The sequence below is a fragment of the Sphaerospermopsis torques-reginae ITEP-024 genome (assembly GCF_019598945.1).
Classification (GTDB): Bacteria; Cyanobacteriota; Cyanobacteriia; order Cyanobacteriales; family Nostocaceae; genus Sphaerospermopsis.
On record NZ_CP080598.1, the window covers coordinates 1,065,436 to 1,085,368 of the forward strand.

Here is a 19,933-nt window from a genome sequence, read left to right on the forward strand (position 1 = left end):
TACCCGGAAATTTTATGAATATTAAACGTTGGATCGGCAGACGAGAGGAAAATTGGCAACGTCTAGATTCTCTATTACGGAAAGTAGAACAAAAAAAGTTAAAATCTCTCAAATCTGGGGAAATTAGAGAGTTAGCCAGCTTATATCGTTCCGTAGCCGCAGATTTAGCCCGCGCTCGTACCCAGGAAGTAGGGAATACTTTAATTCAAAGTTTACAATCCCTCACAACTCGCGCCTATACTCAAATTTATCAGGGTTCACGCAAACAAGAATGGCAAGCAGCGGTAGAATTTTACCGTTTTGGATTTCCGGCTGTAGTGCAGCAAACATTTCCATACATAGCCGCCGCCACAGCTTTATTTATCTTCGGTGGTTTAGTCGCTTGGTGGTATGCTTGGCAAGATCCCAGTTTTATGTCGCTGATAGTACCAAATCAGATAATTTCCCAAGTCAGAGATAAAGGTGAGTTATGGATGGGTTCTATTGTCGGTATTGAACCTTTAGCATCCAGCAATATTATGATTAATAATATTTCCGTTTCTTTCGTTGCTGTTGCTGGAGGAATTACCGCCGGGTTATACACAATTTATATAATGATATTTAACGGTTTATTAATTGGTGCAGTTGCTACTTTAGTCGGTCAAAATAATCTCGCTTATCCATTTTGGGCGTTTGTATTTCCTCACGGTGCTTTGGAATTACCCGCTATCTTTTTCGCAGGTGGAGCAGGACTTTTAATAGCCAAAGCAATTGTATTTCCTGGTAAATATCGCCGTCGGGATGCAATTAACTATTATAGTTCTCTAGCTGCACAATTAGTATTTGGAATTGTGCCGATGTTAATTATAGCTGGAATTATTGAAGGTTTTTTCTCACCTAATCCCATGATTCCAGACCCGATTAAATATTTAGCAGGAATGGGATTATTTATATTTTTAGTGCTGTATTGTAATCGTAAAAATAAATTGGTTAAGGGATAAAAAATTAAAAATTAAAAATTAAAAAGGAATGAAGAGGAAGATATTTTAGCAGTAAGGGTAATTCTTCCTCCTGACTCCTGCTAAAGTTGATTTCTGGCTTTAAGTTGCAAATATCGTTCAACTAATTGATCAGAAATTTGATTTGCTGGTGCATCAAGAACCAAAACACCTTTTTGTTTTAATTGGGCAAAAGCAACTTGTCTTTGTGCTAATAAATCTAGAGATACTGCACGAGTATAAGCTGTTGTGATATCGTCAGTAAAAGTGTGTGCTATTTGGTCAACTTGGGGATCGCGGAGGGTGACACAAAAGGGTAAATAACGGGGTGCTAATTTGCAGAGTGCTGCCAGAAGTTCTGAAGAAGCAGTAATATCAACTAAGTCAGTAATTACCACTACTAGCGCCCTGCGGGTTTGCTGTTGGACTACATGAGTGACAGCGCCTAAATAATCAGATTCTAATAATACTGGTTCAATAGGTGTGAGTCGATCAATTAGTTGATTAAGGTGATGTTGTCCCCGTTCTGGGGGTATCCAGGTGTGTACTTGACGATCAAATACAGCTACACCAACGCGATCGCCCCGGTGTAAACCAGCCAATGCTAAGGATAATGTAGTATTTAAACCCCAGTCAAATCGCTGTAAACCCTGGACTTTGGCGGTCATCAATCGCCCACGATCTAGTAAAATCAGTAAAGTTTGTTCCTGTTCTGGTTCTAAAACTCTGACTAATGGACCTGTGTTACCATAGGCACGTCTAGCGGTAGCTTTCCAATCGACAAACCGCAAATCATCACCGCTGCGATAGTTCCGCAGTTCTGCAAATTCTGTTCCTATACCCATTTGACGAACTTTGCGGATAGAACCAGATGATTGTAATGTCAGACGAATCGAGAGCGATCGCAACCCCATTAAATCAGCATACACTTTCACTCGTGTATTTTGGGGAATTTGCCAATCATCCCACCCTAACCCCCAATTTCCCAACTGTCGTACTTGAATATTTCCCCACGGAAAATCTCCCCTTTGGTTTGGTTGTACAGTGTAAGTTATCTCTTGGGTATTATTTGCAGAAAGATTAATGCTGAGAGTAGACGTAGAAACAGCAAACTCTGTCGGATAGTAATCACGAATTTGAATAATACTATTTGTATTTCTTGTATTTCCCGATTCTAATTTTAATACTACTGGATTATCACGACCAATAGATAAACGTGAGGGTAATTCCCGACTAATCTTAACGCGAGATTTTCTCACTTTTAAACTATCAATAACCATCAATCCTAAAACCACAGCATCAAATACCAAAGTTAAAGCGATGCTTTGGTAAATACCCACAATCATAGATAAAATGGGTGATACAGCAATTGCTAAACCTAATAAAAAATAAACTTTTTTAGATGGAATCATATAGTTCACAGGTGACAGGTGACAGGTGACAGAAAAGATTGAATAGTTATTAGTTATCAGTGTTCATGGTTGATTGTTAACCGTTAACAGTTAAGTGACCTCTGATACAATTTTTTATGAAGCTGCGCCTAAATTCTGAATTTCTTATTTCCTTCTTTCTTTGTGTCCTTTGTGTCCTTTGCGGTTAGTTCATTCTTGAATTTAGCGCATCTTTATCAAGAATTGGTATGACTCCTAAATTCTTCCAACTCTGATTATAATAAATTGACTCCTTCTCTTAAATGAGGACTTAATAAAGTTCGCCAAGCCTTCAGCTTTTTATTGTAATCTATTCGGCAAGTAGTTTGTCTTTCTGGTGGGATACCTATATTTTCTACCAAAACATCATACTCTTGTGGGCTTTTACCATAAACCAAACAAATAATATTATAAAATCTCTGATAATTCAAAGAGTGTTCATCCCAAAAAGATAAATCTTGACTTACACTTTCCATTTCCCGATTTCCAGATAAACCAAATTGAATAGCAGAAGCTAAAGCTGCAAATTCTTGTCCTGATTCTGATAATAAAATTGTCGAAAATTCATCAACTGTATCTTCTTCCTTACCAGTTACAGGTAAATCTAATTCTTCGATGAGTGTATGTCCTAATTCATGGAAAAAAGTGAAAACAGTTGTACCTGCTACCCGACGATTAACTTTATTAACTATTTCCGGTTCATTAATATTCAATTCCCTGTATTGATAGTAGTTTATAAATACATCTGTAAATTTATCTATTAATTCATAACAAAGAGTAATACTATGTTCAGAAGGTTTATAATAGGCGTTGACAGCACCACAGTCACCCAAAATAATTTTCACATCATTGGGCATCATGAAAATTCTATTTAGCTTTTGAGCTAATTTTTCAAATGATTGATATTTTTGTAATCTTTCTTGTTTTTTAATAGAATCTTTCCGCTGTAAAGGAGTATAAACTACTTGAAATTTTCCTTTAGCATCTACATTATTACTATTATTACTGTTCCTAATTATTTCATTAGTATTGCCAACTAATTTAACTGGCGTTTGCTTAACAAGAGGATTGATAGAAATAACAATTATACCTAAAGCTAAAATACTGACTAACAGGAAAATTTTTAGTTTAAAACTAATTGGTTTTAAATATTTCAATAGGTAAGACATACTGTGGTATATACAATATGATTGAAAACTTGGTAAGGAGTCAGGAGTTAGGAGTCAGAATTTTTGATCAATTTGATCAATCAGTTGCTGAACAATGAGAGGATGTTTGTAAAGTCTAATTTGTAAAGTCTAATTTGTAAACCCTAAATTAATGGCAGATAAAAACGGTAGCATCCCCAATGTGTAAATTTATTTTTATCTAACGGAAAAATGATCCAAAGTCCTGATATGATTGAACCGCAAAGGACGCAAAGGACACAAAGGTAAGAGAGTTTAAGAGATGTTTTCGTGTTGCTGCGGTTATCTTTTCAAAATTGGGATGCTCCTGGTAAAAACAGCAATTTGCTGATTATCTGGGAACTGGAACTTGATTAATGATGGCAGCTATTACCGCATCTATTTGTAAACCATCCAGCATTGCTTCTGGTTTTAAAAGTAAACGATGACGCAACAGTGGGGAAGCAACAGCTTTGATATCATCAGGTGTGACAAAATCTCTACCCGCTAACCAAGCGGATGCTTGAGATGTTTGTAACCAAGCACCAGCAGCGCGAGGAGATGCACCTAAAGCTAAATCAGGATATTGACGGGTTTTTCTCACCAATTCCAAGAGATAATCAACTATAGCTTCAGATACCTGAACTTGTTTAACGGCTTGCCTAGCCTCTAAAATATCAGCTACTGTAGTGATTGGTTTTAACTTGGCAATATCTAAGCGTCTAGCTGCAAAACCCGCTTGTCGATTTAGTAACATTTGCTTTTCTGCTGCTTGATCTGGGTAATCTACAACTAGTTTGAATAGAAACCGATCTAACTGCGCTTCTGGTAAGGGATAAGTACCTTCAAATTCCAGGGGGTTTTGTGTTGCAATCACCCAAAATAAATCTGGTAATGGTAAGCTTTCACCATCTAAGGTGACTTGCATTTCTTCCATTGCTTCCAGTAGTGCAGCTTGAGTTTTGGGAGGAGTGCGGTTAATTTCGTCAGCGAGTAAAACTTCTGTAAAAACAGGACCTTTTTTGAGTGAGAAATTGCGACTATTTAAGTCGAAAATATTTGTACCAGTAATATCAGAGGGTAAAACATCTGGTGTGAGTTGAATTCTTCGGAAATCTGCTTGAATTAACTGTGCTAAGACTTTGACTAGGAGTGTTTTACCAGTTCCGGGTACTCCTTCTAAAATTATGTGTCCACCTGCTAACAATGCTATTAGCGATTGCTTGACTAGGTGGGATTGTCCTACAATTATTTGGTTTAGTCCTTGTCCAAGGCGAATTAATGCAGGATGTGTTGCACTCATATTTTTATGGATAACGTAAGTTGCTAATCAAGAAATAGGAGTCAGGAGTCAGAATTTTTGATAGATCAGTAGATTATCAAATCTTGAGTTAAAGATTAATTTTTAGATGTTAGATTTTGAATTTTGATTTTTCCGTAGGCTTTGCCATTTCTCTAACCAGCTTATCAGGTCTTGTTCACTGATACGGTGTTTTTTTATTTGTAGTTTTAAGACTGCTTCCAGTTCTGCTGGATTTTTACCTGTGTGATCTTGCCAAACTTTGAGTAAAACTTCATTTTCTACAGGTATTTGACCTAATCCTAATACTTTTTGTAGTTGCAGTTGTTCTTCTTTACCTATCATTTCCAGAACAAAATCGCTAGATTCTGCTTTTTGTAAAACTCCTGCTAATGCTTGTATGTAAGCCTGACTGTTATCTATAACTAGTGTATCCAAAGTTACGGGTTTACCAAAGCGGCGATTTTCAGACCAAATTAGCACTAATAACAGTAAAACTACTTGCACTAATGCTGGAAATAAAGGAGTTTTCGCCAAGTAACTTAATAAATCGCCTTCTCGTTCTTTCTCTCTAATATCAGAATCTTTGTAACCGTGGATATACTCGTCTATAAGTATTTTTTGTTTACCTTTGGTAACTAAATCCGCTAAGTATACAAAATTAGCTTCGTCTTGATAAGCATTGGCGGCTAAATGGGGAGTGGTAGCAAAAATGACTTTGCCTTTGCCATATTTCTCTTCCCAGACTACAGCACCATAGCGATCGCCCAACAAAACTTGTTCTAACTCTTGTTCTGACTGAGATTTTTGATATCTTCTGCTAGTGTCAATCTTAACATCACCCAAAGCTGATTTTTGATTGCTGCTAAATTCTGCTGCTGTTGGTGGTTTTTTTACGCCCAAAATTATTAAGGTATTACCTTTTTTTACCCATTCAATTTGTTGTGGATATAACATTGGGTTTCTTAAAGTGCTGTTCACCTGTAGTAAAGTTAAAGGGTTGGTTTGCGCCTCAATATCACTAAAAGGCTTTTGCCAACGTTGGATATTTGTTCCTTGAGATTGCATAAAAGCATACCAAGCACCATAACCTTCAGGTGCGCGATTATAACTAGAACCACTATTGATTTTACTGCTAGGAGCAACTGTTATGCTAAGTAAAATTATGGATGCTAGAGCGATCGCACCTAGCCAAATAATGCGGTTACGGCGTTTCATATTTTTAGGTGACTGGGGACTGGTGACTGGTGACTGGGTAAAAATAACTAATAACTAATAACTAATGACTAATGACTAATAACTAATTATGAATTAAAAAGTTCTTGATAGGCTTGACGACACTGTTGATAATTTTCTGCCAAAATTTCATTATTACCAAAACATAATTGTTCATGGGTGGTAATTAAGGTTTCATAAGGTTGAACAGGAGTTACACTAGAAGTTACTAATTGCAGATATTCGCCGTCTGTGCGGCTAGGTTGTTGAGGTGCGATCGCTTTTTCATGCAATTGCTGTAACATCGCTAAATATAGATAACGGCAAGCTTCCCGGTAGTTACCCTGTTGGTGAAATTCCTGGGCTTTAGTTAACAACAAGCTGATAGATAACTCATTAGCTTGATTTTTATTCTGGGAAATAAAGCCATGATCAAATCTTGCCAGCCAAGCATAAATGTAAGGATTAAATTCTTGCCATAAACGCCAAATTACCCAAACGACAAATAAACCCAGTATCAGCCAAAATAGAATTTTTAGTAATTCAGCTACCCAAGGACTAATTGACCAACCAGGAGGTAATTCTGGCAGGGTTTTTTGAAAGCGGGAAAATTGGTATTCCAACCATTCTCCTACTTGTTCCTGAAATAAATAAAACTGCCAACCCCAGTTTGTTTTTTCAAAAGCATCAGTGTTCATAATTCGTAATTCGTAATTCGTAATTGTTAATTTTCTCACCTGCCTCCTGCCTCCTGCCTCCAATGCCACAGTAAAATTATACCTATCACAGTCAATATCCAGTCAAAAGCATGAAATAAACCATCCCAGACCATGTTTAAATCTATATTTGAGATGGTAGTAAGTGGTTGAACGTTACTGATCATGTGATGCCATTGGAGAATTTGATGTAGCAAGATGCCATCAACAAAGCCTCCAATCCTAAACCCAGGAAAATTCCCGCAGCGATTAGTATTGTATTGCCGTTACTTGCCTCACTCTTGGCCTTCATAAGAACCTCAGAAATTCATTATTTTGGCTACCAAAATAAAACTATTGTCTGAGTGATATCTTCTGTCTTAAGGCTAGTACGGCTGCACGGAAGTCAACAGGAATATAAAATTTAATATACAGCGTATTACAGCTAAATGAATGAAGTACAAAATTGAATTATAAATCCTGGTCGCCAACGGATTTTAATGCTGATAACTGATAGCTGACTGCTGACTGCTATAAAAGAGAAATTTTCAAATGACTATTTACTTTTACAAAGTTTGGCAGCCCTATGGCTGTTTTTCTAACTTTTCTCCCCACCCTATCGAAATTGACGGTACTTACTGGCCAACAGTTGAACATTATTATCAAGCGCAAAAGTTTGCTGGTAGTGAAGATGAGGTTTTTATACCCTTAATCTATGCTGCACCTACCCCTGAAGAAGCGGCTGCTTTAGGTCGATGTGGCGATCGCAAACTGCGCTCAGATTGGGATCTGGTAAAAACTAATGTGATGCGAGCAGCTGTACTAAAAAAATTTCTCACTCATGCAGACATCAGAGAAGTGCTTTTAGTTACTGGGGATGAAATTTTGGTGGAAAATTCACCCACAGATTATTTTTGGGGCTGTGGAGTAGATAAAACAGGTCAAAATCATCTAGGTAAAATCCTCATGAGTGTGCGTGAACAAATCCGTCAGTTAATGTTGTTAACAGCAATTACCAATTCTTGATAGCAATACCATCATTGCTGACGGTAAAGGAGGAATCTCTCAAAGCACGCAATATAATGTTACGTGCGCCGTTAGCATCTCTTGTTTGTCCAATCTAAATTTCACACTACCAAAAGAGGGTTAGTAGCTAGTACAGCACTGCGTAAATAGGGCTTGCTGAATAAATGTAAAACCTAGATAAATCAAGGGATTGAGGATGATTAAAATTAAAATTGTGCAAGGTTTTAGGTACTGTGAGCCTAAGAAAGCTTGTACTTTGTTAGTGTTGGCACAATTTCCAAATCAAAAAACTCCTTGATAGCGAAGCGTAGCGTAGCCATACTCCTTGAACTCCTGTCCCCTCACAGATAACTTTTTCAGCAAACCCTAAATAGGTTTGTTTCAAAACTTAAAATATAAATGAGTGAATACTATAAAATAGTAATAAACTATAAACCCTTGCTAATAAAATATTTCTGGATGTAATTGACCTATTTACTCAACTTTTCTTAAATCATTTTTCCGATAAAAGTAAAGTTTAATTGCAAAAAGAGAAAAACTATAGACAAATAATTTTTGAGGTGATATCTTAATAATTGAAGCTAAAGAAAAAAGCTTCCCTGGCAGATCAAACAGCTAGTGATAAAGTTAGAGTTGAAAACGAAAGTAGTAAGAGGTTGAAAACGCTGTTAAATTACAATCTGTCTCGTCGAAACACCGCAACACCCAACGCGAAAGCTTATATTCCCTCAAATTAGTGAGAATCAGGGGGCAATGTAACTGGTTTTCATTCCTTGTTGATCAAGGTGATGAAAGAAAGTACATCCCTGGATAGTATAAACAAGGGGAGGGAAACACCAAGCTAGTAGATGTTGGGTGTTGTTGTGTTTGGGTAATGGGTAATGGGTAATGGGTAATGGGTAATAATTTACTACCAGTCACCAATCACGAGTCACCAATCACCAATGCGTAAGTTTGTACTACAATTGAATAGAAAAAGCCAGTTTAAATAGTGATTTATGTCAATTATTGCGCTCAGAGCGTGGTATCTACAGGATTATGAACCGATTACGGAATTGGAGAAACGCCCTCCAGATATTCGTTTGAGTAAAAAAAGCTTGCTAAAATCGGGGTTGCGTGCGGATTTTTTAGAAGATAGCGATGAAGTCAAAGCATCAACTTGGTTTAGGCGCTATTTGGAAGGTGAAAATATAGAATTTTATATTGAGGGTAGTGGTGGTTATTGTGTAGCGAACATTGACTTAATTAGTCATGAAATCTATTTAACTAAACAAAGTTTGTTAGCGCAGTTAGAACCAACGATTTTTTTGTGCTATCAAACTGAATATGCAAAATCTAGTGATTTGCTCAGAGAACAACTGCAAGAAAGTTTGCAAATTTTAAATGGTAAATCTCGTCTACCCCTAACATTAATAGAATCATCCCGTCCCAGTCATGCACCGTTAAGGTTAAATCGTACCATGATGCGGAAAATCCGTAAGAGTTTATTATTTATTGCGGATACCACACCTATTACTAGCATTGATGGGAAAGAAACTTGTCAATTAATTCCTAGTCCTAACGTCTGTGTAGAAATTGGTTATGCAATGGAAAATAAACGTTCTGAACAAATTGTACTAGCACAAATGCAACGTCCAGAATTAGAAGGACAATTTCCCTTTGATTTACCTACACAGCAAATTTTACAATTTAGGGACGGTGCAGAACTGAATAAAATCCTCACCGTGACTATGGAAAATCAATTAGCACGATTTAAACTATTTTTTTGACAACTGTTTATTTGAAAACTGTTTTCTTAAATTTTTTCAGCCCATTTCAGATACCCGACTTCTGTGAGAAATCAGGGATCTTAATTTTGAGAAGTCGGGAACTGTTGAGGGGGAAGTCAGCGTCATTTTGGGAAAGTAAAATTACGGTTCGTTGCCGTATTTTGGTACATCTGGCACTTCTCCCGTATGCTTACCCTTTTCATTGGGGGGTAATGTGGTTAACAATAGGTTGGATGTATTAAAAATGGTGTGAATTTATGCCTAGAACTCCAAACGAATATGCAGTTCACCTGCTTTTAGAAAGTGGACATCGGGAAGAAGTGCGCTTTCCCACTATTCAAGATTTTCAAAAGTGGTATAGTGGTGAACTTGTACCAAAGTCTGCTTCTAATGACTTTATTAACGTACCGATTAAAAATATTCAAGGTGAATATATGGTGGTACGCCCGTCTAAGATTGTAGGGATTCGGGTAGAACCGATTTTTAGCTCTAGTATTGAAAGATGATGAGAAAAACCCTTGCTTTGTTTTCCTTGAGTCTGGGAATTGCCTGTACAAATCCTGTTAGCTCAGTTTTAGCTCAAGTTACCATTCCTCTGCCAGTACCAGCACCAGCAGCAGAACCAGTACCAGTACCAGTTCCACCACCGAATACACCTGAAGTTGTACCAGCACTGCAACCTATTTCCCCGGAAACTGCTTGTAATTCTCAAAGATGCTTGGGTTGGGATGAGCAACTGTGGGGGAGAAATGGCGATCGCCAAGCTTTGTTAACTTCCATTGATCATAGTTTGCGTTATCTGGGAACTAATAGAGCGGCTGAAATATATGCTAATTACCCGATTAAAGAAATTACCTTAGATCGGGTACGTCGGAGTTTATTACGCTTCCGGCAATTGGTAGTGAGTTCTAAGTCAGCAGCAGAACTACAAGCGGCTGTACATCGGGAGTTTGCTTTTTATCAATCTACAGGGAACGATGGCAAGGGTACGGTTAAATTTACTGCCTATTATGAGCCTGTGTATACTGCCAGCCGGGTGCGAACTTCTGTATACAGATATCCCATGTATAGAGTACCACCGGATTTTAAAGAATGGAAAAAACCCCATCCCAAAAGGGTAGAATTGGAAGGTAAAGACGGTTTACAAGGACATAAAGGCAGATTACGCGGTTTAGAAATGTTGTGGTTCCGCGATCGCCTTGAACCTTACATGATTCAAATTCAAGGTTCTGCCCAAATTAGATTAACCAATGGACAGAGAACTTCTGTAGGTTTTGCCGGAGGAACGGATTATCCTTGGACTAGCATCGGAGGAGAACTAGCAAAAGATGGTAAATTGCCATTAAGCGGTTTAACCATGCCTAAATTAATTAGTTATTTCCGCAGAAATCCCAGAGAAATGAATAATTATTTACCACGCTGGGAAAGATTTGTATTCTTCCAAGAAACCAACGGTGCGCCAGCAACAGGTAGTATTAACGTTCCTGTAACCGCAGAACGTTCCATTGCCACAGATAAATCTCTCATGCCTCCTGGTGCATTAGCATTGATTCAAAATGCGTTTCCTTTTCCTGCGGGTGGAGGTAGGTTAGAGAGACGCAGAGTTGATCGGTTTGTATTAGATCAAGATACAGGTAGCGCAATTAGGGGACCAGGTAGAGTAGATTACTTTATGGGTACTGGTAAATTAGCGGGCGATCGCGCTGGAATTACCGGAGGCAATGGATCACTGTATTATTTATTGTTGAGGGAATAGGTGACTGGTGATTGGTAATTGGTAATTGGTAATTGGTAATTGGTAAGAAATTATTACCCATTACCCATTACCCATTACCCATTACCCATTACCCATTACCTAATACGGTGGATAAGCAAAATCATCATCATCAGCATAAATATAAGAATTGGTAACACCAGCTATTTCTGCTTTAGAAACATCTGGTTTCATCACTTCCTTACCAAATTCTTTATATTCTTCAAAAGCCTTACAAATTCTTTCCGATTCAGGAGAATCAGAAGCAATCATATATTCTGTTAAATTAGAAACTGTGGGATGTTTGTAATCTACAGTTGAAGCTACCAAAGCAATATTCGGTTCAATACCTCTTTCTTCACATTCAATGATCGGGCAAAAAATCCCGTGAGCATGAAATAAAGGACCCTTGGGAGTTAATGGTTTCTTTTGAAAACCGGCATAAGCTTTTTCTAATTCTCCGGCAAAACCGCCAGTCAGTCTACCTTGTTGATATTCAGAATAACTCTTACCAAAACTTGCGCCCGCTGCACCACTGAGAGTTAATTGTAAAGGTGAATGATGTAAAAACTTTTTATCTTCACCGACTAAAAAAATCAGATGGCGAGTGTAAACTTTAAATTTTAGTTTATTAGCTAAAAAATCATCTTTGTAATCTTTAAAAGTACCTAATCTAATTTTTGTGTCTCTGTCTTGAACAGATAAAGGACCACGACGGATAATTACTAATCTGGGAGTAGTGGTAATAAAAAATGTGTCTACTTCTCCCGTACTAAATTCATGTTCTATTTCTTGCCAATTATCATCAGGTTGAAAACCAACAGCTTGAGCGTTATCGAGTTTAAGGGCTAAACCATAACTTTGTAAACCATCCTCACCATAGCGGGGACTGATCATTTGACACCAAGGGAGGGTTTGGGATGGTGGGGCGTTAAATTTTTCGTCTTCAAAGTCGAACTTAGCATGATTACCATTAGCAGATGCTTTAACCATTTGAGGATATCCGTGTGTTTTATTTTACAAGTTTATCTTTTCTACAATCTTTTGTACCATCTTTTGTACCATTCATCTGGGATGTGTGGCACTTTCTGAATTAGATTTTAACAATTTCGGTTCGCTGGTGGTTGGTTTGGGGTGAAGTGGGGGTAAGTGGGTATAATTTTTATATCATGGGTGATAAGCGTCTATTTTAAGGGTAATTTGTTGTGTTGTATCAGGGAAGGATCAGAGGGAATGAACCACGAAGACACGAAGGAAGAGGAAAGAAGAGAAGAAGAAAGAAGGATGAGGTGGTTTAGTGATGAGGTGGAGGGGTTGGGTTATGCTGTGATTGGTGCTGCTATTGAGGTACATCGGGTATTGGGGGCGGGTTTTTTGGAGAGGGTATATCATGAGGCGTTAGTTACTGAGTTTCGTTTGCGTGGTATACCTCATAGGTCTAAACATTTGGTAGGGATAAGGTATAAAGGTCATCCGGTGGGTGAGGGGGAGTTAGATTTTTTGGTTGGTGATTCAATTATTGTTGAATTGAAAGCGGTGGAAAAGTTATCTCCTATTCATGAAGCGCAGGTTATTTCTTATTTAAAAATGACTAATTGCCCTCTTGGTCTTCTGATTAATTTTAATGTTCCCATTCTCAAAGAAGGCATTAAGCGAATTATCCTTTCTTCTTAACTTCTCTTCCTCTTCTTCTCTTTTCTTCCTTCGTGTTCTTCGTGTCTTCGTGGTTTATTTTTACTAACTTGTGTATCAGTCATAAATATCAAGCAACATTTAACTATATGAACTCAACAAATTTACGAATTATTGAAATTACCGAATATCAACCTAAATATTTTAACAAGTCTGATATTTCTGAAGAATGGGGAATTATATTATATGTATGAAAAATATAAAAACCAAGTAGATGTAGAATTTCCTAGTTACAAAACTCGTCATCAATGGAAATTAACTGCTAAAGGTTGGGTAGGTTATATTCCTGTAAATGCTGATTTTGCTTTAAAAATTAATCCCAAAGTACCTATTAAAAATTTATTTGGAATGTTGGAATATGCTTATGATTTAAAAAGTTTTAAATTTCTTGATGGTTTAATGAGTTGTGACTCTGTACAGGATTTTTATAATAAACTAGCTGAAAGTTTAGCAGATAAAATTATAGAACGTTGTCGTAAAGGTTTATATCGTAGTTATGTACCTAAAACTGAGAAATTAACTTATGTACGAGGTAGGTTGAATGTTCGAGAAATCATTAAAAAACCTTGGGATGTAAAATTACAATGTACATTTCAAGAACACACTGCGGATATTATAGATAATCAAATTTTATTTTGGACTCTTTTTCATATTGGCCATAGCGGTTACTGTTCAGATAAAGTATCACAAATAGTTAGAAAAGCTTACCACGCTATGCAAGGAATGGTATCTTTACAACCTTGTACTTCAAAAGATTGTCTTGAGCGAAATTACCACCGTTTGAATAATGACTATTATACATTACATCAACTTTGTAGATTCTTTTTAGATAATTCCATTCCCAGTCACGAACATGGTAAAAATACAAGTTTACCATTTTTGGTAAATATGGCGAAACTTTATGAAATGTTTGTTGCAGAATGGTTAAGGGAAAATTTACCACCAGAAGATTTAAAGCTGAAGACTCAAGAAAGAATTATCATAGACAAAAACATATATTTTCAAACTGATTTAATTATCTATGATTCTCAAACTTTAACTCCTAAATATATTCTCGATACTAAATATAAAAATCCAGAAAATATGTCTAAAGATGATTTAGCCCAAGTAGTAGCTTATGCAGTTTCTAAACATTGTCCTGAAGCAGTGTTAGTTTATCCTACAGAGTTAAATAACTCTTTTAATCAATATATTGGAAATATTAAAGTTCGTAGTCTTACTTTTTCTCTTGATGATAATTTAGAAGATGGGGGAAAAGCATTTTTAAAACAACTTTTTGATTAAATTGTCTAGATGTTGATAATTGAAAATTCGGTGTTGGGTTGCGCTGTCGCTTAACCCAACCTACAATTTCTAAAATTTTATATTATGATACTGTGAAAATAATCCCCTCCATCCTAAATCCTGTACATCCTTAAATCCTGGATATCCTGATTCAGACAAAAAGACTCATCAACACCATAAATTTAACAAAGAAGTTGCGGATTTTTGATCTATTTCCGTAAAGATCAAAATTTCTGCTGTATGTATAATCAATAATTTTCGATTATCCTAGAATTAAAGCTTCTGATATTTTGATCACTGAAAAAATGGCTCAAACTCTGAAACTTCAATCTTCGGGAACTATGAGAGCTAGTATTGCCGATGGTTCTATAGTAGAATTTAAAACTAGCACTGTATCGGCAATTGCTGTGGGTGGTGCTGTGATGAACAATGCTAAAGTTGCGATCGCTCCCAAAGCTCAAATAGGTTTACTAGGTCATGATTTCTTTGAAAAATATGATATCAAAATCCTAGCTAATCAAATTGAGTTTTATCCTCGATAATCTTGGATAATTTGTATGATGAAAGGTGACAGGTAACAGGTGACAGGTAATAATCTAAAATCTGGGATCTAAAATTATTCTGACTCCTGACTCCTGACTCCTATTTATAATCGTTGCAGTATATTTAAGCCGTGGGTATCAGTTCCACAGGTGTTAAATAAACCGTATTCTTCTGCTAACATTTTGACTTTTTCCGTTTCTACAGAGCAAGGTTTCCAAGGGTTAGGATTTTTATAAGCGTAGAAAGTCTCAACCCCATCAATACCATATTCAGCAGCTTGAGGAATTAAATCAAAGTGCGATCGCTTGTAACGTGCAGGATGAGCAAGTACAGCTAGTCCACCAGCGTCATGAATCGCTGCAATAACGTTAGCTGCTTGATAATCTATACCTGTAGAAGCTTTTCTTTGCAGATAAGGTTTCATGCTGGAATGTTCTATTTCAAAACCATAAGCCAAAATATGAACTTCTGCATTTAACAACCCAGCATTAATTTCTACACCACTCCACAGGTGAGGAATGTTGTTATCAGGATGATTCCATTTCCAGTCTTCTAACCATTCTCGTGCTGCTTGATACCCACCAATGGCATGATGATCAGTAATTGTAAGTCCTTTCAAACCAATGGCGATCGCCTGTTCCATCAGTATATGTGGATGCAATCTACCATCCGAAAATACCGTGTGTAAATGAAAGTTGAAAAACCTGGGACAGCTTTGAGCATCAAGGTTTTGGAAGACTTGTTTTAACAGTTCTGTGGAAGCAGTAGTCCGGGCAAAATTTACAACCATAACCCCCTCTGAGCCAAAATATACGATTCTGAATAAACCAACACGCTACACTTACATACAAGAAATAGAACAGAGAAATTACTAGCACATTCGGCTAGTATTTAAAGCTACCTTTTAGACTACAGTAATGATTTTTTTGCGATTTGTTAAAACTACGTTAGCAAATCTCAATCATTACAGTCATGAGTATTTTTGATTACTTATATAAAGAAATGCTAAATTTTTAGGGAAAATTATATAAATACTGCTATTATTTTATCTCAAGGTTGTAAATAAATTGTGGCCTGATCAGAGATATTTCCGATATCAAGCCCAAAACTATCTTGAATTTTCGCTGAATCTCTACGCAAAAAGACCCATCAATTCACCAGAACCAGTGACAACTTCACCAATGGTAAAAGCAGGAATATCCTGTGATTGAAAATGGTTAATTGCTTGTTCTGCTTGTTCGGGGGGCAGTATTAGCATAAATCCCACACCCATATTAAATGTATTATACATAGCTTCCGCACCAACAGAACCGGCTTGAGCTAACCACTGAAACACAGGGGGAATATTCCAACTACCAGGATTAATTTTAATAGCTTGACCTGTTCCCAGACATCTGGGTAAATTTTCTGGTAAACCCCCACCAGTAATATGTGCCATGCCGTGAACTTCTAACCCGTTTTTCAATGCTGCTAATACAGATTTAACATAAATGCGGGTAGGAGTGAGAAAAGCATTACCGATAGTTTGCCCATTTAATAGCTCTGGGGTATCATCCCAAGCAAAACCGCCATCACTGACAATTTTTCTCACTAAACTTACACCATTACTGTGAATACCTGCACTAGCTAAACCGATGGCCACATCCCCAACTTGCACTTGAGAACCATCTAACATTTTGCTTTTTTCGACTATCCCCACACAAAAACCCGCTAAGTCATATTCACCCACTTGGTAAAAACCGGGCATTTCTGCGGTTTCTCCGCCCAATAAAGCCGCACCAGCTAGTTTGCAACCAGTAGCTATTCCTGCCACAACTTGAGTTAACTGCTCTTTATCCAGCTTACCAGTAGCTACATAATCGAGAAAAAATAGCGGTTCTGCTCCTGATGTTAGCACATCGTTAACACACATCGCCACTAAATCAATACCTACAGTGTCATGGCGGTTGAGAATTTGAGCAATTTTCAGCTTTGTACCCACACCATCTGTACCAGATACCAATACTGGTTCTGTATAACCTGTAGGCAGTTGAAAACAGCCCCCAAAGCCACCTAAACCACCTAATACTTCTGATCTGAAGGTACTGTGAACTAAATTGCGAATTTGGTCTACAAAAGCTCTACCTGCTTCAACATCAACACCTGCATCCCGATAATCCATGACTGTTTACACCGTGATCATTCTTTTTTCAACCCAGTTTATTATAGGGTAATTGGTAATTGGTAATGGGTAATTGGTAATTGGTAATTGGTAAATTTATTACTGTCACCTATCACCTATCACCTCAAAATACCTGATCTTCAATACCTCGCCACCATTCACCTAAATTCATTAAATCTTGGTGAATATCTGCCAATTCTTGCTCATAAGCTTCCGGTGATATTGTATCTCGTCGTTCTTGTAATTTTTTCAGCCGCAGTTGTACTAATAACCAAGGTTTAGAAATACTATCTGTAGCTTCTAAATATTGTGCTAATTCTTTACTATCCATAAAACCCCAATTTCTTTTATCTTTCATTATCAATTATCAATTATCAATTATCAATTGATAAATCGCTATTGGTGCATCTTTACCTTTAACTTTAACAGATTTATCTATCAGTTTCAATTTAAATGATTCGGGCTTGGATAAGCTGTTAACTACAGATTCTGTAACTAAAATATCACAATTATATTGTTTTGTTAATCCTTCAATTCTAGAAGCAACATTCACAGCATCACCAATCACTGTAGAATCCATACGGGAGGTAAAGCCCACAGTACCCATAACCACTGTACCACGATGAATGCCAATACCAACAGAAATTATTGGTAGACCTTTTCGAGAACGATCATAATTAAATAATTCTAACACTTCTTGCATCAAAATTGCTGCTTTTAAAGCTGAGTCTGTAGCTTCATCATCAAACAGCGCCATAATAGCATCACCTATATATTTATCAATAAAGCCTCCTAGTTCATCTATAGCTTTGCCCATACAAGCTAAATAGTCATTTAAGAATAAGAAAATTTCCATCGGTGTCATTGCTTCTGACATAGAAGTATAACCGCGAATATCACAAAATAAAATTGTCATTTTCCGCGTTGAAGCCATACCTACTTCAATATTTTCTATGCCGTCAGGAGCTATCACAGAAACAAATTTATTTGGGACAAATTTCTCAAATGATGCTAATGTTTTTTGCAATTTACTAAATGATATTTGCAATGCGGCTGACATTTCGTTAACGGAATTTGCTAACGCACCAATTTCATCTGCACGATGATGAATATCTGCTCGATGCTGCAAATCTCCATCGGCAATTTTTGCCACACTCATTTGTAAACGCTGCACGGGAACACTTAACTGGCGTGCTAAAATATATGCACAAATCCAACCAATGGTTAATCCTATAGAACCTACTATTAAAGCTTGATTAACTGCATTATTAACTGCACGATTGACTTTTTTTAAGGATATTCCTATTCTTAATTTACCGAGTTTTCTATCAGATAGGGTGCGAATATCTGAAGCTACTTCCAGTATCGTTTCTCCCCGCTTTCCCCGCAATTTGTTGGCAAAATAAATATCACGCAGGAGAAATGTCTCGGCTATTTTAGTATGTTGTTCGCTTTTGATGACATTATTTGTTATGTTTAAAGGTACAATATCAGGAATATAATTGTTTTGAAATTCACTGGGAGAAGCAGCAACTATTTTATGATCTTCAGATGAATCGGATATCATTACATAAACAATTTCTTCGTTTTCTCGCATTAATAAATCTAAATTTAAGCGGATCTGACTCCAATTCTCTTCGGAAAATTCGTTAGAATAGGTATAGCTTAAAATATTAGATATGATTTTCGCGTCATTGAGTTTTTCTTGACGGTAAAGAGTGCTTTCACTTTTTGCCCAAACTGCAACTATAGCAGCAACCAAACCTAAAATTAATAAGGTGGTAGAAGTCAAAATTTGGGTGCGAATAGAACGAAAAGTTAATATTTTCATGGTTGTGGAATTAACTCTTCTACAAAAGTCACCCATCGTTGATTTTTGGTTTTGCTGGAACAATTATCACCAAAGGCCAAAGTAACAGGACCCCCCATTTTTGCCGTAATTCGTTGTTTTTCTTCTCCCCATCTAGTAGCTAAAATAATATCGCATTTGAGTATATCTTCTGTTGCTAATTCTATCGGTCGGGAATTTTTCTGGTAAACTGGTGGTTTACCACGCACGATGACGGAATTATTAGAGTTTAAGTTGATACCAGCTAAAGAGAGAACATCTCGCAATCTTACACCCTGTAATTTAACTTTACCACTCGGCCACCACACCCGATAACCAACATTTTCGGTGAGGGTAACTTGGGGTAATTTATCTAAATCTGCTAGATTAAATTGACGATCGCCTATTGTTACCTTGGCTTTTTCTGTACCAAATATGACATTGGTTACATAAAATGCCCACATTCCCTCATTATACTTGTTTCTAATTTCTGGATGCTGACTGTAGGGAAAGACTAAATAAACCGGTCCTCCTTCCTCACGAGGAATTGGTTGATCATCTTTGGCAACTGCTAAAATAATTGGGTACTTGAGTAAATCTTCTACTTTGATAGTTACTTGATAAGCGTCATAACAGACAAAGGTAATTTCCGTAACACCGCTTTGAATGGCAAATTTTTGTAATAGTGAATTTACGTTTATTCCAGTAAACTTAAATACCTTTTTGGGGGTGACAATGTTATTAGCATCAACAGTGTTGATATTTACTGTAGCTAATTCCTGTAACTGTTTCCATGTTAATGTTTCAGTTTTCCCTGTTGCTGTCTGACCTTGTATAACTAAGTTCCATTCCCTTTCCTGGTTGTTTTTGACTTTTTGTGCCACAATTTCAGCATTGCGATCGCTGGCTTCTTTACGCAATAATTCCAATTCATTATCTGTCGGTCTTTTTGTACAACCTCCCAAGCAGACCATAGCTATACCCAAAGATACTAAAGCCAAGTTTTTCCAGACTTTCAATATAACCACATTCCAAACTATTACTTGAGAAGGTTTACAGGTGACAGGTGACAGGTAACAGGTGACAGGTAACAG

At 37.0% G+C, this 19,933-nt stretch carries 19 protein-coding genes and 1 pseudogene; 8 read left to right on the forward strand and 12 right to left on the reverse strand.

The features are described 5' to 3' along the window. The first annotated feature begins 14 nt into the window (after positions 1-14). Complete coding sequence (locus K2F26_RS04980) at positions 15-980, forward strand: stage II sporulation protein M (RefSeq protein ID WP_220610586.1); 966 nt, start codon at positions 15-17, stop codon at positions 978-980. A gap of 80 nt (positions 981-1,060) precedes the next feature. Here the strand turns inward: K2F26_RS04980 and K2F26_RS04985 are convergent, their stop codons facing one another. The 6 genes and pseudogenes from K2F26_RS04985 to K2F26_RS05010 form a co-directional block, all read right to left on the reverse strand. Next, the gene (locus K2F26_RS04985; protein ID WP_220610587.1) at positions 1,061-2,389 is read right to left on the reverse strand and encodes a DUF58 domain-containing protein; all 1,329 of its coding nucleotides are present in this window, start codon (positions 2,387-2,389) and stop codon (positions 1,061-1,063) included. A gap of 254 nt (positions 2,390-2,643) precedes the next feature. Further along, the gene (locus tag K2F26_RS04990) at positions 2,644-3,576 is read right to left on the reverse strand and encodes a DUF4344 domain-containing metallopeptidase (RefSeq protein ID WP_220610588.1); all 933 of its coding nucleotides are present in this window, start codon (positions 3,574-3,576) and stop codon (positions 2,644-2,646) included. A gap of 349 nt (positions 3,577-3,925) precedes the next feature. Beyond that, positions 3,926-4,876, reverse strand: coding sequence for an AAA family ATPase (locus K2F26_RS04995; RefSeq protein ID WP_220610589.1), 951 nt, complete (start codon positions 4,874-4,876; stop codon positions 3,926-3,928). 102 nt (positions 4,877-4,978) lie between these two features. Then, positions 4,979-6,091, reverse strand: coding sequence for a DUF4350 domain-containing protein (locus tag K2F26_RS05000; protein WP_220610590.1), 1,113 nt, complete (start codon positions 6,089-6,091; stop codon positions 4,979-4,981). 86 nt (positions 6,092-6,177) lie between these two features. Then, positions 6,178-6,786 (reverse strand): DUF4129 domain-containing protein, encoded by a 609-nt coding sequence (locus K2F26_RS05005; RefSeq protein ID WP_220610591.1) that lies wholly within the window; start codon positions 6,784-6,786, stop codon positions 6,178-6,180. 38 nt (positions 6,787-6,824) lie between these two features. Continuing rightward, positions 6,825-7,096 (reverse strand): annotated as a pseudogene (locus tag K2F26_RS05010) (DUF2243 domain-containing protein); the annotation flags it as partial. Between the two features lie 239 nt (positions 7,097-7,335). On the opposite strand from K2F26_RS05010, the gene ybiA reads away from it, so the two are divergent. The 4 genes from ybiA (at position 7,336) to mltA (ending at position 11,334) form a co-directional block, all read left to right on the forward strand. Next, entirely contained in the window at positions 7,336-7,809 is a 474-nt protein-coding gene (gene ybiA, locus K2F26_RS05015; protein WP_194055926.1) for a riboflavin biosynthesis intermediates N-glycosidase, read from the forward strand. Between the two features lie 998 nt (positions 7,810-8,807). Beyond that, positions 8,808-9,578: a hypothetical protein gene (locus K2F26_RS05020; RefSeq protein WP_220610592.1), complete on the forward strand. Its 771-nt coding sequence runs from the start codon at positions 8,808-8,810 to the stop codon at positions 9,576-9,578. Positions 9,579-9,835: 257 nt separating this feature from the next. Next, positions 9,836-10,084, forward strand: coding sequence for a hypothetical protein (locus K2F26_RS05025; protein WP_220610593.1), 249 nt, complete (start codon positions 9,836-9,838; stop codon positions 10,082-10,084). Continuing rightward, positions 10,084-11,334, forward strand: a complete 1,251-nt coding sequence (gene mltA / locus K2F26_RS05030; protein ID WP_194056007.1) for a murein transglycosylase A — start codon at positions 10,084-10,086, stop codon at positions 11,332-11,334. The genes K2F26_RS05025 and mltA overlap by 1 nt, the downstream gene beginning before the upstream one ends. Positions 11,335-11,433: 99 nt before the next feature. Here the strand turns inward: mltA and K2F26_RS05035 are convergent, their stop codons facing one another. Next, complete coding sequence (locus K2F26_RS05035; RefSeq protein ID WP_220610594.1) at positions 11,434-12,324, reverse strand: DUF5895 domain-containing protein; 891 nt, start codon at positions 12,322-12,324, stop codon at positions 11,434-11,436. A 291-nt stretch (positions 12,325-12,615) separates the two neighbouring features. On the opposite strand from K2F26_RS05035, the gene K2F26_RS05040 reads away from it, so the two are divergent. The 3 genes from K2F26_RS05040 (at position 12,616) to K2F26_RS05050 (ending at position 14,849) form a co-directional block, all read left to right on the forward strand. Beyond that, the gene (locus K2F26_RS05040) at positions 12,616-13,005 is read left to right on the forward strand and encodes a GxxExxY protein (protein ID WP_220611782.1); all 390 of its coding nucleotides are present in this window, start codon (positions 12,616-12,618) and stop codon (positions 13,003-13,005) included. A gap of 204 nt (positions 13,006-13,209) precedes the next feature. Then, positions 13,210-14,307, forward strand: a complete 1,098-nt coding sequence (locus K2F26_RS05045; protein ID WP_246605524.1) for an McrC family protein — start codon at positions 13,210-13,212, stop codon at positions 14,305-14,307. A 290-nt stretch (positions 14,308-14,597) separates the two neighbouring features. Beyond that, a complete protein-coding gene (locus K2F26_RS05050) occupies positions 14,598-14,849 on the forward strand; it encodes a retroviral-like aspartic protease family protein (RefSeq protein WP_367890324.1) in 252 nt (83 codons plus the stop codon). A gap of 104 nt (positions 14,850-14,953) precedes the next feature. Here the strand turns inward: K2F26_RS05050 and K2F26_RS05055 are convergent, their stop codons facing one another. The 5 genes from K2F26_RS05055 to K2F26_RS05075 form a co-directional block, all read right to left on the reverse strand. Next, positions 14,954-15,640 carry a PHP domain-containing protein gene (locus tag K2F26_RS05055; RefSeq protein ID WP_220610596.1) on the reverse strand — a complete coding sequence of 229 codons (687 nt, stop codon included), beginning with the start codon at positions 15,638-15,640 and terminating at the stop codon, positions 14,954-14,956. Positions 15,641-15,982: 342 nt separating this feature from the next. Then, on the reverse strand, positions 15,983-17,011 hold the full coding sequence (gene purM, locus K2F26_RS05060; RefSeq protein WP_220610597.1) for a phosphoribosylformylglycinamidine cyclo-ligase: 1,029 nt from the start codon (positions 17,009-17,011) through the stop codon (positions 15,983-15,985). A 124-nt stretch (positions 17,012-17,135) separates the two neighbouring features. After that, complete coding sequence (locus K2F26_RS05065; RefSeq protein WP_096572855.1) at positions 17,136-17,342, reverse strand: hypothetical protein; 207 nt, start codon at positions 17,340-17,342, stop codon at positions 17,136-17,138. 36 nt (positions 17,343-17,378) lie between these two features. After that, entirely contained in the window at positions 17,379-18,842 is a 1,464-nt protein-coding gene (locus K2F26_RS05070; RefSeq protein ID WP_220610598.1) for an adenylate/guanylate cyclase domain-containing protein, read from the reverse strand. After that, entirely contained in the window at positions 18,839-19,867 is a 1,029-nt protein-coding gene (locus K2F26_RS05075; protein WP_220610599.1) for a molybdopterin-dependent oxidoreductase, read from the reverse strand. The genes K2F26_RS05070 and K2F26_RS05075 overlap by 4 nt, the downstream gene beginning before the upstream one ends. Positions 19,868-19,933: the final 66 nt, after the last annotated feature.

What these genes read in the sequence shown, in the direction of transcription:
- mltA (WP_194056007.1), top strand. Translation starts at nt 10,084, where the DNA reads ATGAGAAAAACCCTTGCTTTGTTTTCCTTGAGTCTGGGAATTGCCTGT.
- ybiA (WP_194055926.1), top strand. Translation starts at nt 7,336, where the DNA reads ATGACTATTTACTTTTACAAAGTTTGGCAGCCCTATGGCTGTTTTTCT.
- K2F26_RS05000 (WP_220610590.1), bottom strand. Translation starts at nt 6,091, where the DNA reads ATGAAACGCCGTAACCGCATTATTTGGCTAGGTGCGATCGCTCTAGCA.
- K2F26_RS05070 (WP_220610598.1), bottom strand. Translation starts at nt 18,842, where the DNA reads ATGAAAATATTAACTTTTCGTTCTATTCGCACCCAAATTTTGACTTCT.
- K2F26_RS05020 (WP_220610592.1), top strand. Translation starts at nt 8,808, where the DNA reads ATGTCAATTATTGCGCTCAGAGCGTGGTATCTACAGGATTATGAACCG.
- K2F26_RS05045 (WP_246605524.1), top strand. Translation starts at nt 13,210, where the DNA reads ATGTATGAAAAATATAAAAACCAAGTAGATGTAGAATTTCCTAGTTAC.
- K2F26_RS05065 (WP_096572855.1), bottom strand. Translation starts at nt 17,342, where the DNA reads ATGGATAGTAAAGAATTAGCACAATATTTAGAAGCTACAGATAGTATT.
- K2F26_RS05055 (WP_220610596.1), bottom strand. Translation starts at nt 15,640, where the DNA reads ATGGTTGTAAATTTTGCCCGGACTACTGCTTCCACAGAACTGTTAAAA.
- K2F26_RS04995 (WP_220610589.1), bottom strand. Translation starts at nt 4,876, where the DNA reads ATGAGTGCAACACATCCTGCATTAATTCGCCTTGGACAAGGACTAAAC.
- K2F26_RS04990 (WP_220610588.1), bottom strand. Translation starts at nt 3,576, where the DNA reads ATGTCTTACCTATTGAAATATTTAAAACCAATTAGTTTTAAACTAAAA.
- purM (WP_220610597.1), bottom strand. Translation starts at nt 17,011, where the DNA reads ATGGATTATCGGGATGCAGGTGTTGATGTTGAAGCAGGTAGAGCTTTT.
- K2F26_RS05005 (WP_220610591.1), bottom strand. Translation starts at nt 6,786, where the DNA reads ATGAACACTGATGCTTTTGAAAAAACAAACTGGGGTTGGCAGTTTTAT.
- K2F26_RS04985 (WP_220610587.1), bottom strand. Translation starts at nt 2,389, where the DNA reads ATGATTCCATCTAAAAAAGTTTATTTTTTATTAGGTTTAGCAATTGCT.
- K2F26_RS05035 (WP_220610594.1), bottom strand. Translation starts at nt 12,324, where the DNA reads ATGGTTAAAGCATCTGCTAATGGTAATCATGCTAAGTTCGACTTTGAA.
- K2F26_RS04980 (WP_220610586.1), top strand. Translation starts at nt 15, where the DNA reads ATGAATATTAAACGTTGGATCGGCAGACGAGAGGAAAATTGGCAACGT.
- K2F26_RS05025 (WP_220610593.1), top strand. Translation starts at nt 9,836, where the DNA reads ATGCCTAGAACTCCAAACGAATATGCAGTTCACCTGCTTTTAGAAAGT.
- K2F26_RS05040 (WP_220611782.1), top strand. Translation starts at nt 12,616, where the DNA reads ATGAGGTGGTTTAGTGATGAGGTGGAGGGGTTGGGTTATGCTGTGATT.